Origin of the sequence: Parabacteroides sp. CT06 (assembly GCF_002257605.1) — a bacterium.
Lineage (GTDB): Bacteria > Bacteroidota > Bacteroidia > Bacteroidales > Tannerellaceae > Parabacteroides > Parabacteroides distasonis.
Map to the genome: position 1 here is coordinate 1401406 of NZ_CP022754.1, position 16873 is coordinate 1418278.

Genomic DNA, 16873 nt, shown 5'->3' on the forward strand with positions numbered 1-16873 from the left:
CATTTGAACCTATGTAATCGAAGTGGGAGAATAAGTTGAATGGCAGACATTGATTCAGAGAAAGAAAGAAGGCTTGTGGCGGACTTGCTAGAAGGGGACGAGTCGGCCTTTTGTGAATTATATGCCCTGTATAAGGACCGCTTGATGTGGTTTTCCTTGAAATTCCTTAAATCCCGGGATATGGCGGAAGATGTTTTTCAGGATGCTTTCGCCTCTATTTGGCAGAATCGCCGTTTCTTGAACCCGAATGTACCTTTTGGCCCGTATGTGTATACGATCGTGAAAAATCGGATCTTAAACCTGTTGGCGGGACTGGATCGTGAGTTGGAGCTGAGGGATAAGATACGGTCCGCCTCATTGGATAGCACGAACGAGACGGAGGACTCGGTATTGGATACGGATTTAAACGCATTGTTGGATAAGGCGCTTGAAACGTTGACCCCACAACAAAAAAGGGTTTTTGATATGAGCCGTAAAGATATGAAATCCCATAAGGAGATAGCCGACAGTTTGGGTATCTCGGTATATACGGTACAACAACATATCTCTACGGCCTTGAAAGTGATCCGGGCGTTTCTGGCTAAATATGCGGAGACTTATATGAAGCTACTGCTCTAAAAACACACCTCCCTTTATTCATATTCCCGATAGGCACCGAACCGGGCTAAGCGATCCTCGCCGAGTTGTTCCGGTACAGGTTGCGGGGAGAGGCCCAAGCCTTCGTTGATCTGTTCCCAAAGTCCCGTACGGGTGTAAGTTTGATGCACTTTCTGGAAATGGGTGGATAGTAATAAATCCTTGGCTTCTTGATATTGCTTCTTATCAATCAGTAGCTGTACCTTTCGCTCGACCACCCATTCATCAGAGGACGCGTTTATCTTATCCAGCCATTTTTGCCGTTCCGGTAAAGCCTCTGTTCCAAACTTCTTTAATACTTTATCCCGCTCGATAACCAACTGGGGATGTAGGTTCAACCACGAGGTCTCGGGGATAGCGGCGTAAGTATCTCTCGCCTTTTCCCACGCCTGCCGACGAACATATAGCCTTGCCAATAAAGCTTTCGCCAGATCGATATCCGGAATGGATAGTTGTTCGATCGCCTCCTCTACACGTTCTCTTCCAGCCAACCAAGTCCCATAGTGGAATTGCCAATAATCCCGTTCCGGCCGGGGAGATATTTGGATCGCCCAACGAAAAGCATCGTCCAGATCTTCCATGCCGGATGGAGCCCACTGCCCGTCTTCCGGATAGGGGGCGGCGGGAAGCGTGGACTTATTCTTATAGGCATCGGCTAAGGCGATCCAGATGGAAGATTCATTCTTCCGGGCCCAGTCGAATAGCGGGATGCGATCGATCGGGCGAAGCCTTAATGCCGGAACCTTTAAGGAATAGATATCCAAAGGATGATCTGTCGGTATCCAATATTCTACGTGATTCTTTTTCTCGCCGGGACGCAATTCGAGCTTGATAGATTGGTCGCTGATCGGGCCACCTTGGATTTCTACGTAAGGCTGCCGGTCGGGGGTACTGAGCATAGACCATTCCTTGTCGCCGGCTACGCCATAACTCCATAGCTTGATACCGGGCGTACTGGATTCGTCGGCGATATGATAGAGCCCGCTGCCCAAGGAGGGAGTGTAGGCCCCGAAAGCATTCACGTCTTTCGTTTTCCAGAAGTAGCCGGTCATCTCTTTGATATCCCGTTCATGATGGATTCCTTCCGTTTTCCAGTCGATCGTGTCCAACGTGGAGGCATGGGATAATACGGTCCCGTTCGGGAAATCGTATTGGGTATCCGGTGCGCAAGGAAGGGCGGCGTTGGACCATGACATCCATGGATAGGCTTGCTTTCCCGGGTTGTAGTAAACAACCCTTTGGGTAAGGCATTCGTCTTTATCTCCTAAGGAATATTCTACAGACCATTGCATACCGTAATGAGATTCCCGTTCTCCGCATGTTACATATGTGCGGTCTCCCGTATGATCGATCTGATAAAGCACCGGCTCATTTTGCGTGGGAGAGTGGGAGATCGGGAAACTGACCTCGATCCCCCCGGCCACGAAATAGAAACGGGGTAATATCCGTGTGTATTTGATTACGTCCGGCCTGTACAAGACCTCCTTGCCGCTCCCCTTGTGAGTGAGGGATATTACTTTCCCGCAAAGATCGGGGCAGATGATAGCCTTGACTTTCTCGTTTTCTAGCGAGATCATCCGGTACCTTTTAGGCACCGGACGATTTGAGGTCTCGCTATAACTCATATAGGGGTATACGCCATTCGGGTCCAAGGCGGTCGGTAGCGGGCCGGTGGGCGTCAATACGTGCGTCAGCTGTATCTGGTCGAACTTCTCGCAAACAACAGGTGTTGTTTGCGAGAAGGCCGGCCCTGCGGCTACGCTTGCCATGAGTGATAGGATTAAACGATATGCTTTCATGTCTTTCCTGCTATATAAGCCCATTATTTCGCCAAAAGATCGGACAGTTGACGGATGATGAGGTTACCCTTACGTACATCCGCCGAGATCTTGTTCTCATCGAACTCTTTCTCTTTCGGGAAGATAGACAAATGTTGGTCTAGCTGCTTCAATAAGCCTTGAGCTTGAGCGTTACCCGATTGGGCGGTCAGTTCCCGTAAGATACGGACCTTCTCGAAATCCACGATACCTTCTCTCATTTTCTCGAAGCGGATGCAACTTTTGCCTCCCGGATATACCATGTAGCAATCGCCTGCTGCCCAAGAGCCATGACGTGCGTCGCGATCGGCATCTTCCGGCCAAGCGTCGTAAGCCCATCGCAAGAAGCCGTCGTACCCATACGCCATTACATACCAACTGATCCAACGTCCCTCGATAGGAGGTGAGAACACGAAGTTGTTCGGGATCGGCGGGTTACAGCATACGTATACGGTGGACGTGCGTCCGGTGGCGGCCCGTGCCTTTTGCTCGGCGATGGTAGGTTCCTCTCCGTAAAGGAAAGAATAATCGTCCAGCAGTCCGTCCAATTCCTTATGCCAATTGCCGGCGTAAGTGATCTTCCAGCATTTATCATGGTTACGTACGACATTGATAGCCGCTAAGGTCTCTTCCATCGGATTCTCGTTGATTCCGATATAGGTGATGTCCAACCAGCTTTTAGCTTCCAGGTGGAACTTGAAATCCGTGAGGAAGATATTCCACATCTTCTTGAATTCCTCTGAGCTTGGCGCCCAGTTGATATAAGAATAATCGCCCGTAGCCTCGTCCTTATAGCGGTGACGGAATCCCCAAGGAATCGGGGTATAGAGGGTGATTGCCTCGTCGATGCCACATTCCATTGCTAATTCTACGTACTCGTCGAAGATCTTGTAGTCGAAGGCCCATGTGCCGTCTGCTTTCTTGATCCACTCGATCATGCCCCCCTCGATCATATAGGAGTTATCGGACCAAGGAGAATGTACTCCATAAGTCGTGATGTAGGTACCACCTGCGTCGGCATAATGCTTCAAATGCTGCTTGAGAAGCATCTTATGTTCTGGTGACCACGGTTCCACGTGATTGTACCATGCCACGGCCCATGGGTTCTGCCATAGGTCCAGACGGTATTTCCAGTCTTTCGGATAGGGGAGCAACTGGTTTTGCACCACGATCTCCAGATTCAATAGTTGAGGAGCCTTGCCTTTCGCCCGCACCTCCACCTGTCCTTTATACGTGCCGGGAACGGTTCCTCTCGGCACATCCACCATCATCCATACCGGACGGGTGGTTTGGGAAGGGAGATCGAAGCGGTCCAGCGTCTCGAAACGGTCTGGCATCAAGAAGCCGGATTTGTAGGGAGATTCCCCGCAGATGGCTTTTTTCTCGGCATACGGATAATTGGACAATACGTAACGCACCAACTCGAAGGTAATCCGATCTTTCGGGATGATGTTTCCCTCGGCGCTCCTCAAGTCTTGCGTAGAGACACGTACTTGTTCCAACGCTTCTGACGACCATACCAATATCTGGGCATTCGCTCTTTCCCCCCTCCAAACGGTCGTAGAGTAGGAAGATGATAAATCGTTGTCATGGTTTACGGGTACTTCCTTCCGGAAATAAAGCCGGTCGGTTGATCCGAAGGCGGAATGGATACCCGCCTGATTGCTCCAAGCGGGTTCATTCACGCAAAAATCAAATGTTAACTCCGGGTCATAGTGATGACTCCGTACAGGGACAAACGTGGAATCCATCTGCCCCGGATACACTTGGCCTAGACTGATATGAGAATAAATAAAAAAACTAGCTATCGCTAAAAAGTATTTCTTCATGCTATAAAAATTTAAGATAATTCATATTTAAATGGGATTCCCCTCCCAGATAGGTAGGCCCTCCCTTCTCGTATAGGTAGGGCCTACCCTCATATATATAGTCGCTTATTCTTGGAAAAACCCTTACCAGCCCGGATTCTGTTCCAAGGTTCCTTTCGACAATTGTACCTGTTGCAAAGGGATCGGGGATAGCCAATGCTTCGGTGTCTGGAACTTGCGGGCGGATGCGGGTTGGGCGATGATAAAGCCATCGCTATCCACCTGTATATCCTGCCCGATCACCAACTCCGGGAATTTCTGTTGATACTCCGTACCCACGAATTTCACGCCACGGATCGCAAGGGGAAGAACCGTTTCCGCCGTGCCCCAACGACGTAGGTCGTCCCGGCGATATCCTTCGAATGCCAGTTCCACGGTTCTCTCACGCCGGATCTCTTCCTGCATATTCAGTCCGTTCGTAGCTACAAACGCATTGGTCAAGCGAGGCATATTCGCCCGGTTTCGCAGGTCATTAATGGTCAGGTCTAATTGCTCGTCCGTGATCTGTCCGTTCTTCTCGTATAAAGCCTCGGCCAAGATTAATAGGACCTCTCCGTAACGGAATTCCTTGAAATCGTATTCCCCAATGAATTGTACGGCATCAAGCGTTTCATCCATAAACTTGCGGATCATGTATCCGGTCCGGGTAGAATTGTTACCGATGAATCCCGGCTCTACGGTTGCCCATCCGCCCCCTTCCGAGAATATCTCGCTACCGGGTACGACAAACGTTTGCGCCATCCGGGAATCCCGGTTCTCAAATTCGCTTGTCTGGGTTTGGAATCCTTTGAACAACTTGGATTTATCGATAGGTAAACCATCGGTACAAAGGTATACGTCCGCAAGGTTCTTTGTCGGTACCATGGCACCTAATAATAGTTCCCGGGTCCAGTTATGAGTCGCTCTCAATTTGTAATACCGTCTTGCCAACAAGACTTCCTTGCTGTCGTCGCCTTCTAGGATATGAAGATATTTGTAACTGAGTTCTCCTTTCTCGCGATATAGTTCATACTCCTTGGAATCGACAATGGCTTGGGCCGCTTGGATAGCTAGGTCGAGGTATTTGCCTGCGTCCGCCATCCCGTGGTATTTTTGCCAAGTTCCTTCGAACAAGGCCGCACGGGCCTTGAGAGCTAATGCCGCCCCTTGCGTGGTACGTCCTAATTCCTCAGCGGTCAGTCCGCTTTGCTTCGGAAGGAGAGGAATGGCCTTATCCAAGTCCTCGATAATAAAATCGATGATCTCCTGTTGGCTGGAACGAGGTGTGTAAAGTTCCTCCGAGGAGGTATTTAACGGGATGTCTATCTTGGGTACTCCTCCATAAGTTTTCACCAATTTCCAATAGTTGTAGGCACGGAAGAAATGCGCTTCTGCTTTCCAACGTCCGATCTCTTCGTCCGACAAACCGGATTCCTCCGCTTTCTTAAGCAAATAAGAGGTAGATTGGACAAATTTCCATGGGTTGTCCCAATCATCCGAGTTGACCGGGGCCAGATAGGAACCGTCGCTGACATCGTTCGTGCCGGAACCAAAGGCGATATCCGAGTTCATGTCTATATATTGGGAGACCTCTTGGAGCCCAAAATAGAAATCGTTGGCGGCCAATTCAAAGTCGGCCGGCTTTTGCCAGAATACAGCGTCCGACACTTGATCCATTGGCATTTTATCCAGCTCACAACTGAATAGTCCTAAGGTGGCGGATAACGTGATAATTATATTGAATCGTTTCATAATATTCGTTTTATTAAATAGAAAACCTTAGAAAGTCAAGTCGATACCAAATGAGTAGTAACGTTGGAACGGATAGTTGAAACCTCCGGTGTCAGACTCTGGGTCCCAACCGCCTTTTACCCCGTGTATCTCGAATAAGTCTTGTCCGCTTACATAAAAACGGGTCCGCTCGATACCGATCTTCTGCAATAAGCTTTTCGGCAGGGTATATCCGATCTGGATGTTCTTTAGGCGTACGTAAGCGGCGTTGATCTTTTGCATCGTAGACGCTTGGTAGTTCCAATGCCTGATATCGCCGTGGGTCAGACGAGGATAATATGCGTCTTGACGATCCTCATTCCAGGTTTGCCCATAATAGAACTGAGGCGGATATCTCCACCAGTCGCTCCAAGGCATGGAGAACTCACCTTCACGGAACAAGGTGCGTTTAGCGACTCCTTGGAAGAATACGCTGATATCAAAGTTGTTCCACTTGGCACCCAAGTTTAATCCGAATGTATATCGGGGAGTGGTTGAGCCGACATACTTAGCGTCGCCGTCGTCCCCTTCCTTATCACCGTAAGTGGAGATTTTCCCATCGCCGTTCAGATCCTTGAATTTGGCATCGCCGATACCGATATTAGAGGGTACGCCTTCCAGCTTCTTGTAAGCGTCCAGATCCGCTTGGTCCTTGACTACGCCATCATATACATAGGCGAAATAGGAGTTGATGGGATATCCTTCTCTCGTCTTGTTCAAGCCTAGCTCATAAGTGTCCGAGCCTCCGTATTCCACGAGCTTGTTCTTAGCGTCGCTCAATTGGAATTGTGCGGAATATTCGACATTACCGATTTTGTCCGTCCAGTTTAAGGTAAGCTCGAAGCCATTCGTACGCAATTTGCCCGAGTTCGTATCCGGGGGAGTTGCCCCTAGCATACTGGGATAAGTTACGGGGATCAACATATTATTGTTCATCTTCACGAAGTAGTCGAAAGAGAATCCTAAGCGGGAGTCTAAGAAAGCGGCATCAATACCTGCGTTGATATTCTCCAAGATCTCCCATGTGCGATTTACGCCGGCTAAGACATCCAGCCCCATCGCTTGTGTTTGTGAACCGCTGCCGAAAGGATAGGTCAATTTAGTTCCCCAACCGTCGTCCCTGAATTTTAGCAACTGGATATAATCGTATAGACGAATACCTTCTTGATTACCTGTTTGTCCGTAAGAAGCTCTTAGTTTCAATTCGTTGAATACCTTAGAGCTCTTTAGGAATTCCTCTTGAGAGATACGCCAGCTAGCGGATACGCCGGGGAACATTCTCCAACGGTTACCCGGGGCGAAGCGGGAGGAACCATCGTAGCGGAAGTTTGTCTCCAAGATATACTTATTCTTGAAGCTGTATCCGATACGGGCGAAAGCAGAGCTTGTCGCCCAATGTTCAGCTTTGGCGTCGTTCTTCATATTTCCGGTGCCACCAAGGTTGAGTTCCCATAATTCGTCTGTGATGAAATTATCTCGGCGTGCCATGAACATACGGACCTCTTCTGCCTCATAAGCCATACCTAACATGGCATCTAAATGATGATCCAGTCCGAAGTTCTTATTATAATTCAAGTAAGCCGTATAATTTTGATAGATGGTTTCCTCGGTCGTACGATCTACAGCGGATTGTTCGGGACTACCTGCTCCCGTATAATAATTGATGTCACCGTCCCATGTATAGAGCGGGATGGCTTTCGCTATATCCTCGTTATTCTTGTTTTTGTAGTTTAAGCCCACTTGAGCGTTAAACACGAGTCCGTCCGTGATATCGGCGATCAATCTAAAGTTACCGTTCATCTCCCGGGTATTGAACGTGGCGGTCTCGCTTTCCTTGGCCAGCGCTATCGCGTTGCTCCAGCCTCCTTGCGTGAAGAACTCTCCGTTGGCGTTATAGATCGGGAAGTTCGGCATATCAAACATCGCCTCGCCGATCACCCAAGCGCCATTACTTCCTATGTCCGTACGTTTCTGGTTATCCAAAGATACCTTTGTCTCTAATTTTAGCCACTTTGCCAATCGATAATCATAATTCATACGCAGATTGTATTTGGTATTATTATCGTCTGCATATTTTACCACGCCAAATTGTTTGCTGTAGCCGGCGGATAGGTAATAGTTAGACTTCTCGCCTCCACCGGAGATTGTTAGGTTATGGCGATGTTGTACGCCATTGGTCAGCAACTCGTCCATCCAGTCCGTGTTCGTGAAAAAGAGCTTCCAGCCGGGTTGGGTGGGATGGTCGATAGGGTTCGGATCGTTCGCTAAGATGCGATCCAGAAGCTCTTGGGTATAGAGTGGGGCGGCACCGTTGTGTATGTTCGCCTCGTTATCCATAATCGCCATCTCATAATTTGTCGGGGCTTTCATGATTCCGGTCATTTTCGTGATCGCCAAGTTCCCGTTGTAAGTAAGTTTCGGTGCTCCGCTCTTTCCTTTCTTAGTCGTGATTAATACAACACCTCCGGCGGCACGGGAACCATATATGGAGGCTGAGGCATCTTTCAATACCGATATAGCCTCGATATCCTGCGGGTTGATCATATTCATATCCCCGGGGATTCCGTCGACCAAGACTAGCGGGGTATTCCCTCCGTTCGTGGAGGAGGCGCCACGCACGTTCAAGTCGAATTCCTCGTTACCCGGTTGTCCGGATGTTCGCTGAACGACCATACCGGGAATTTCTCCTTGCAAGGCGGACAGGACATTTGTAACCGGCTTAGAGTCGATTACCTCGGAGGATATTTTCGAGATCGCTCCGGAAAGATTGCTTCGTTTCTGTGTTCCGTAACCGATCACGACTACCTCATCAAGCTTCTGGGTGTCTTCCTTTAGCTGGATATTGAGGGTTTTGTTGTTGCCTACGGCCACTTCTTCCGATAAATAGCCGATGTAGGATATGAGTAGGATCGATTTACCGTTCGCCTCGATGCTGTACTGACCGTTCAGGTCGGTAACTGTACCATTTGACGTACCTTTTACCACGACATTCGCTCCGATGATCGGTTCGCCCCGTTCATCTGTAATGATACCGGTCACTTTTCGGTCTTGCGTCACCGGAACGGAGGCGTTGCCCGCGTTTCCGAGACTGACGGCTATCGTGTTATTCTCCCGCTTAAAATAAAGATTGGCTTGCCGGGTGATCTCGTTCAATACGCTGTTGACGGGAGCGTTTTTGAACTTTAGGTTAACCTGTACGTTCCGGTTCGCGATGGCTTCTCCATAGAAAAATTTTAATCCTGTCTGCTTCGACAAATCATCAAAGACTTTCTGTATGGGTTGGTTTTTGACTTGAATTGTTATTCTTTCTTTCTGATTTTCTTGCGCTTGCAGAGGTTCAGGGGAGCCTAACGCTAAAAAAACTAAAATAATAGAACAACACATCCAATTATTCCTAGTAATAGTTGGAAAGTTCATAATTTTGTATGTTTAAAGGTTGTTTTTATACACTTTTAAAAACAGTCCGATTTATGTAATCTCCAAGGGGGTCCAATCCAAGGGTGTACATATCGGGAAAGATAAAGGGAGATCGAAGGTCAGAGGTCGGTTTCCCTTTTTTATGTGGCTAAGCTTATGTCGTATCTTTCATGGGCAAATCGATTTTAAGGTTAATGACTCGTTTTATATAACACGATCCGACTTTCTTCTTTCCGGTATCGGATGCCGGTTGAATATTGAATTGCGTTCAGTACGGCTTCCAGACTTTTATTGTCGTGCTCGCCATAGATGTAATCGTCGAATACGACATTCGGATCGAGTACGATCTCTTGATTATACATCCGCTCCAAATCGTGTATAACGCTACTGATAGGTGTCCGGTTGAAATAAAGGCCGCCTTGCAGCCAAGCCGTTACTTTTTGGGCGTCCTCGTTCTTTTTAAGAATCTCTCCATTTGTGTTATTCACGATTATCTGCTCGTTCGGTAATAGGCGCATTACGCTTTCGGGCATATCCACCTCAACTTTTCCGGTCCGAACGCTGACGGCCATCAACTCATCCTCTTGATAGGCTTTTACGTTGAAAGAGGTTCCGAGTACTTTTACGTCGGCTTGCCGGGTACGGACGATGAAGGGCTTGCCCTCGTCTCTCATGACATTGAAAAAAGCTTCTCCTTCCATTTCTACCAAACGGATGTCAGAGGTAAATTCCGTTGGGTATCGCATGACGGTACCGGCGTTTAGATGAACGACCGTGCCATCGGGAAGGGTGACTTGCTTATGTTCGCCATGATTGACGCTTATTTCCGTTAGGAGATGGTCGCTGGCAGATGTATGCTGCTTCGCTGAATGATTTAGGTATAGTTTCGCTCCGAATCCGATGGAAACGATAATCGCTATGCTCGCCGCATACTTGATGAAAGTGGATAGGGAGATTCTTCTTTCTCTTTTACGTGTCTTATCCAACAGGTCTTGCGCCTCCTTCTTATAAAGCAGATGATTATGGGAATCGGATTGAGGTAAGTCTTGCGCCTCGTTCCAGACCCGGTCCATTTCGCTTTCTAATTCTGCTCGCTCGGTTATGGATGAGGCTAACTTCCGCAAGGTCTCTATATCGTTCCGTGTATAGAGTCCATTTACATATCGGATTAATAAATCGCTTATATATTTGTTTTGTTCTTCCATTATTTCTCGTGCTATATTAATAGTACAAAGAAGTCCGGGAGAACTGGGATATCATTAACTTTTATTAGTATATGATTTTATTATCTTCGCGAAACGATATGTGATGCTAAATGGAAGAGAGACAAATTATAAAGTCGTTGAAAGAAGGAGATAGGGAGGCTTTTTCGATGTTGTATAAACAATATTGGGAAAAGGTTTATCATTTCTGTGGGCTTTATTTGAATAATCGGGATGTAGCCGAGGATGTGGTACAAGAGGTGTTTATCAAGGTCTGGGAGTCGAGGGAATTCATCCGGGAGGATGATAACTTCAAGGGGCTTCTGTTTATCATCACCCGCAACTTGATCTTTAATCATCACCGGAAGAACGTGAACGAGGACTTTTATAAAATGACGGTCTTGTCCGCTATGGATACCTCTTACGATTTAGAGGAAGAGATCACCGCCTATAACTTGGGGGAGTATATCGATCATTTGATAGAGGAATTGCCGGAAAGACGCCGGGTTATCTTTAATCTAAGCCGGAAGGAGCATAAAAGCTATAAAGAGATAGCCTTCCAACTCAATATTTCCGAGAAGACCGTTGAGAACCAAATCAGCGAAGCCTTGAAGTTCTTGAAGAAAAATATCATGTTACTTATCTGGTTTATCTAGCGCTTTCCTAGGTCACGTATTTGTAGAGTCCGGAAGTGCCACTGCGTCTTAAGTTTTAGTTTTGCCCGTCTTCTTTTTCAGGCAGCACATAAATCCGGTGTGTTCGATATCCTACGCTGGCTATTACGTTATCCTTGATAAATTGCTTGATATCCTCGCTCGCACGGTAGCGGGTACAATTGTTCAAGCCGGCGTAATCGGTGAGATTTATATATGAGTTTCTTTCTAGATAAGATAACATCTTAGCCTTCCTTCCCTCGATTCCCGTTTTGGGCAGATTTTCCCGTTTAACCAAGATGGGGGCGTTCTTTTTTACCATCTCCTTCAGTCGGGGAGAGCAGCGGAAGTTAACGCCGTGTATGCTAGCGCTTGATTTAGTATTTCCTTTCTGGTCCGTTACTTCTTTGCTTTTTACCGATGGCGAGAAATGTCCCAATCCTTCCAGTTCCACGCTGTACCCATAGGATAATTCCCTGCCGATATAGGAAGTAAGCGCCTCCAATACACCTTTTATGTCGGCGGAGGTGACGGATGAGCATTCGGAAATATACTCACATATATCGTTCATGCGTTTGGTATCTCTGGTGATGACTCGTGCGCAGGATGTTGGCCCGCATTGTTCATTGCCCGGTGTATTATAAATACTGACTTGGATGCCACTTCTTGGTTTTCCCATGATTTTCTCGTTATTTAAATGGATAATGTATAGGATGCCTCGGAGATTTAACGTTTATCTCTTTGGCGTTTCTATTTGATGAAATCGGTTGCCGACGCCCTCGGCAATGCTGCTGACGCTGTCGGAAATATTGCTGACGGCGTCGGAAATACTGCCGACACCGTCGGCAACCAATTTCATTGAATACAAAGGACGGAAATATAAGGATGGAAAGCAAGGAAGATCCGTTATATTTCTTGTATACCTAAGTGAAATTTTTTTATCACCCAATAGGGGGAAGGAAAACATGGCGTGTATTTATAAATAGAACAAGAATAATAAACATGAGCGAAGATACGAGAACGATATTGAAGAAGTTGATGCGGGATGCTCTGGATGAGAAAGATCGGCAACGTTTGCTGTGTGACCCAAAAGTGGAAGAGCGTATGCGTTCCCAATGGGACGAGGCTGCGGATCGCGTGAATCCCGTGGTGGGGAATCGCATGTGGGAACGAATCATAGCCCGGACAATGGCGACAAACGGTGTCCGTAAACTCTGGGTCTATAAGATTACGGCGATAGCCGCCTCCATATTGCTACTTTTAGGTGTAGGAAGCGTAGTTTATTGGTCTCATACGAAAGAAGATCAATATATATATGTAATGGCCTCCGGTGTCCGTTGCATAGAGTCGGTTTCCTTATCGGACGGTACGACCGTGAGAATGGGGCCTAATAGCCAATTGATCTACCCAAAGAGTTTCGATGGCAAGACCCGTGATGTGGAATTAAAAGGGCAAGCCTTCTTCGACGTGGCGAAAGATCGGGAAAGACCATTTACCGTGCATACCAAGAACATGGATGTAACGGCCTTGGGCACGGCCTTCGAGGTTTTCAATTATGACTCCGAGAGCAAATTGGAGACGATCCTGTTAAACGGTAAGGTGAAGATTGGCTTGGGAGGTCCCAATGTGAAGAACAGGCGTGAGGTGATATTGAATCCGAACGAGATGTTGGTTTTCGACAAACAAGCGAATACCGTTAGAGTTAAGACGGTTAATGCCGAAGAGTATTCGGGTTGGCGTAACGGTGTCCTCAGTTTTGAGAACGAACGCTTGAGCATGATCCTTACCCGTCTGGAGCCTTGGTTCGGGCGGAAGATAAAATGCCCGAAGGAGATAGCGGAAAAATATCGGTTTACGTTTAAGGTACGGGATGAATCCTTGGAGCGAATCCTGTTTATGCTGAGCAATACGTCGCCCATTAAATACAGAGAGAAAGACAATGAATATGAACTATATATAAAGGGAGATAAATGAGTGTCTAACGTTAAATTCTAAAAGATATGCTTGTTAACAGTTCTTAAGTCTAATAAAAAAACAGGAGGACAAACTAGGTTTCTCCTCCTGATCAAATGTTCTTGACGGCAGGCGTTAGGAGTTGAGAGGCCGACACACCTGCTAATTTATTCATCAGAAACATTACAAAGTTACAAAAAAAATCAGAAAAGTAAACCGAGTCATGAAGATAAGTACGTTGTTATCCTTGGCTTTCGCATGTACTGTATCCGCTTCTACCTATGGACAGAATTATAAGCTTTCCATGAATAAACAGGATTGCAGTATATCGGAAGTGCTAAAAGAAATAGAGAAAAATAGTGAGTACACGTTCTTCTTGAATGATAATCAAGTAAATGTAAATAGGAAAACGAGTGTAAAAGCAAATAATGCCTCGTTAGAGGAGGTCTTAGAGCAAGCCTTGAAAAATACGGGATACCAATATGAGATTGTAGACCGGCAGATTATAATTAAGTCAAAGAGTGTTTCAAGTGTCTCACATCCGAATGCCTTATTCCAGTCTTCGCCACGAAAGATTACCGGACAAGTAAAAGATGCGTTGGGAGAACCCATTATCGGGGCGAATGTTGTCGTTAAAGGCACTACGAACGGAACGATTACGGATATCGATGGAAACTTCAGTCTGGAAGTACCGGACAATGCGATCTTGGTAGTTTCTTATATCGGTTATACGGATCGTACGGTCGAGGTCGGTAATTCTTCGAAAGTAATGGTTAGCCTGTCCGAGGATACCCAGAAGTTGGATGAGGTTGTGGTCGTAGGTTACGGAACGCAGAAGAAAGTGAATTTAACGGGAGCGATCTCCTCTTTGGATGCGGAGACGTTGGAGAATCGCCCGATCACCAACTCGACCCAAGCGTTGCAAGGTACGCAAGGTGTTTACGTAAATCAAGCGGGTGCTCAGCCGGGAGCGGACGGGGCGACGATTCGTATTCGTGGTCAGGGAACCTTGAACGATAATAACCCGTTGATTTTGGTGGATGGTATCGAGTTCCCGTTGGAAGCGGTAAATCCGAATGATATTGAGAGTATTTCCGTATTGAAAGATGCGGCTTCTTCCGCTATCTACGGTTCTCGTGCGGCGAATGGCGTTGTCTTGGTAAAGACAAAGGGGGGAAAGAAAGGTAAGTTTACCGTCGATTATAATAATTATTTTGGCGTGCAGCAGGCTACCTATCTGCCGGATTTCGTATATGACCCGGTCGTATTTATGGAAATGAGAAACCAAGCGCAACGGAACGAAGGTAAACTAACGGTGGATTATTCTGATGCGTTAATCGAGGAGTACAAACAAGGTATGTTGACAGACCCGATTATGTATCCGCAGAATAATTGGTTGGATATCATGTATAATAATGCCTTTATCATGGAGCATAACATGCGTTTCTCCGGAGGTGATGATAAATATACGTATTCCGTATCTTTAGGTTATGGCGATCAAAATGGAGTATTGCGTGGTACGGACTCCAATAAATATACTTTAGCCGTGAATACGACTGCTCAGGTAAATAGCCGTTTGAAGATCGGCGCTAATATCAATGCGCATTATCAGATCTATAATGAGCCGGTAGCGGGTGTGGCAAACTTAGTGGAGATGACTTATAAAGCGCAGGCTTTCCACCCGACTTATACGGCCGATGGTCGCTATGCGGATACTTTTATCCGTACTCCTGGGCATAATATCTATCGCCATCCGTTGGCGTTGGCCGATGAGGGCGAGAACAAGCATAAGTCCTTGCGTATGTTGGCGAATTTGTCTGCGGAATATAAGCTTCCGTTTGATATCGTTTATAACTTGAATGTCGGTTTAAACAAATATGATTATCTGCAATCTCGTTTTGCGCCTGATGTATACGAATATCAGTTGAAGACCAATGAGGAGAAACGAGTGGTTTATGACGGTCAGAATACACGCCATGCTTATAAAGGTGATAAGAATAACTTGGCAGTTACGGTATTCAATACCTTATCTTGGGGCAAGAAGTTCAATGATGCCCATGACGTAAAAGTCTTGGCTGGCTATAGTTTTGAGAGTGATGATAAGACTGAATTTTCCGCTAAGGTAGAAGGTTTCTTAGGGAACGAGTTGCACGAATTAAATGCGGGTTCTAGTAATCCGAGTGTAGCGGGCACTTCCTCGAGATCAGTCTTGATGTCTTATTTTGGTAGGGTGAATTATGGTTATAAAGACCGTTATTTATTTGAGGGTAACTTTCGTTATGATGGTTCGTCCCGTTTTGCCAAAGGAAATCGTTGGGGTATTTTCCCTTCATTCTCTGCCGGATGGCGTTTGAGCGAGGAAGAATTTATGAAAGATATTCCTTGGATCTACAATCTGAAATTGAGAGCTTCTTGGGGACAATTGGGTAACGAGCGTATCGATTTGTTCCGCTACGTGGACCTAATGAACTTGAAGGTGATAAAAAATGATGGTTCAATCACGGATTATAACTACCCGTTGAATGGAGCGATGCAATCCGGAGCGGCTATTACCGCTTATAACGATCCGAACATTACATGGGAGACAACGACCATGACGAATGTCGGTATTGACGCTAGCTTATTAAACGGAAACTTGGATTTCTCTTTCGAGTTCTTTGATAAACGTACTTCCGACATCTTGCGTAAGGTTACTTTGCCGGATCAAGTAGGTGGTCTGGATGGGCCGATCCGTAATATCGGCGAGGTGAGCAATAAAGGTTTCGAGTTGAATATGGGATATCGGAACAATATCGGGGACTTCCGTTACGAGGTAAATGGAAATATGACCTTTATCAAAAATAAGATCGTTAGCTTGAAGGGGCAAACAATCATTGATGGAATGTTTATCTTGGAAGAAGGAAAGCCTATCGATTCTTATTATATGCTTCATGCTATCGGTATTTTCCAATCTGAGGAGGAAATCAAGAATAGTCCGTATCAAACCGCGGCTACTAAACCGGGATATCTGAAGTTTGAGGATACGAATGGAGATGGGAAAATTACCGAAGATGACCGCCAGATACGTGGTGGTGTGATTCCTAAGATAACTTATGGATTCAATATCAACTTAGGATATAAGGATTGGGATCTGAGCGCTTTCTTCCAAGGTGTAACTGATGTCTATACATATGGAGACCGCATTGGTGCTACTCCTTTATGGTTTGGTTGTGGTTTGCCGGAACAATGGTTGACGGATGCTTGGACTCCCGAGCGGGGAACCAGCGCTACATTGCCTATCTTGACTACATATGAAGGATGCTTGAATGAGAATTTCCGTACAAATGATTTCTGGTTGAGAAACGCCTCTTATTTACGTTTGAAGAACTTGCAACTTTCTTATAACGTACCGGTCTCTTTCTTGAAAAGCGGTGTTGTTAAGAGATTGAAGGTCTTTGTCAATGCGCAAAACTTATTCACGTTCTCTCCGATGAAGGATTTTGATCCGGAGAAGAACTTGAAGGGAAGCAACTGGTATGCCTATCCGTCTGTACGGACTTATACGGCAGGTGTTAATGTCACATTTTAAATAATAAGGA

General features: G+C 46.4%; 10 protein-coding genes. 4 read left to right on the forward strand and 6 right to left on the reverse strand.

The features are described 5' to 3' along the window. The first annotated feature begins 39 nt into the window (after window positions 1–39). Window positions 40–618 carry an RNA polymerase sigma-70 factor gene (locus CI960_RS06205; RefSeq protein WP_005858137.1) on the forward strand — a complete coding sequence of 193 codons (579 nt, stop codon included), beginning with the start codon at window positions 40–42 and terminating at the stop codon, window positions 616–618. A gap of 14 nt (window positions 619–632) precedes the next feature. Here the strand turns inward: CI960_RS06205 and CI960_RS06210 are convergent, their stop codons facing one another. From CI960_RS06210 to CI960_RS06230, 5 genes are all read right to left on the reverse strand, one after another. Then, complete coding sequence (locus tag CI960_RS06210) at window positions 633–2435, reverse strand: DUF5107 domain-containing protein (RefSeq protein WP_036628811.1); 1803 nt, start codon at window positions 2433–2435, stop codon at window positions 633–635. Between the two features lie 23 nt (window positions 2436–2458). After that, window positions 2459–4282, reverse strand: a complete 1824-nt coding sequence (locus CI960_RS06215; protein WP_005858133.1) for a DUF4091 domain-containing protein — start codon at window positions 4280–4282, stop codon at window positions 2459–2461. A 123-nt stretch (window positions 4283–4405) separates the two neighbouring features. Beyond that, the gene (locus CI960_RS06220) at window positions 4406–6052 is read right to left on the reverse strand and encodes a RagB/SusD family nutrient uptake outer membrane protein (protein ID WP_009017136.1); all 1647 of its coding nucleotides are present in this window, start codon (window positions 6050–6052) and stop codon (window positions 4406–4408) included. A 27-nt stretch (window positions 6053–6079) separates the two neighbouring features. Beyond that, window positions 6080–9487, reverse strand: coding sequence for a TonB-dependent receptor (locus tag CI960_RS06225; protein ID WP_005858129.1), 3408 nt, complete (start codon window positions 9485–9487; stop codon window positions 6080–6082). 191 nt (window positions 9488–9678) lie between these two features. Beyond that, entirely contained in the window at window positions 9679–10692 is a 1014-nt protein-coding gene (locus tag CI960_RS06230) for a FecR family protein (RefSeq protein WP_005858127.1), read from the reverse strand. Window positions 10693–10802: 110 nt separating this feature from the next. Here CI960_RS06230 and CI960_RS06235 point away from each other — a divergent pair, with 110 nt between their 5' ends. Next, the gene (locus CI960_RS06235; protein WP_005858125.1) at window positions 10803–11345 is read left to right on the forward strand and encodes an RNA polymerase sigma-70 factor; all 543 of its coding nucleotides are present in this window, start codon (window positions 10803–10805) and stop codon (window positions 11343–11345) included. A gap of 55 nt (window positions 11346–11400) precedes the next feature. Here CI960_RS06235 and CI960_RS06240 read toward each other — a convergent pair whose 3' ends face one another. Beyond that, window positions 11401–12021, reverse strand: a complete 621-nt coding sequence (locus CI960_RS06240) for an HU family DNA-binding protein (RefSeq protein ID WP_005858123.1) — start codon at window positions 12019–12021, stop codon at window positions 11401–11403. Window positions 12022–12344: 323 nt separating this feature from the next. Between CI960_RS06240 and CI960_RS06250 the strand changes: the two genes are divergently transcribed. Then, a complete protein-coding gene (locus CI960_RS06250) occupies window positions 12345–13316 on the forward strand; it encodes a FecR family protein (RefSeq protein WP_005858119.1) in 972 nt (323 codons plus the stop codon). A gap of 202 nt (window positions 13317–13518) precedes the next feature. After that, window positions 13519–16863, forward strand: coding sequence for a TonB-dependent receptor (locus CI960_RS06255; RefSeq protein WP_005858117.1), 3345 nt, complete (start codon window positions 13519–13521; stop codon window positions 16861–16863). The last annotated feature ends 10 nt before the right edge of the window (window positions 16864–16873 follow it).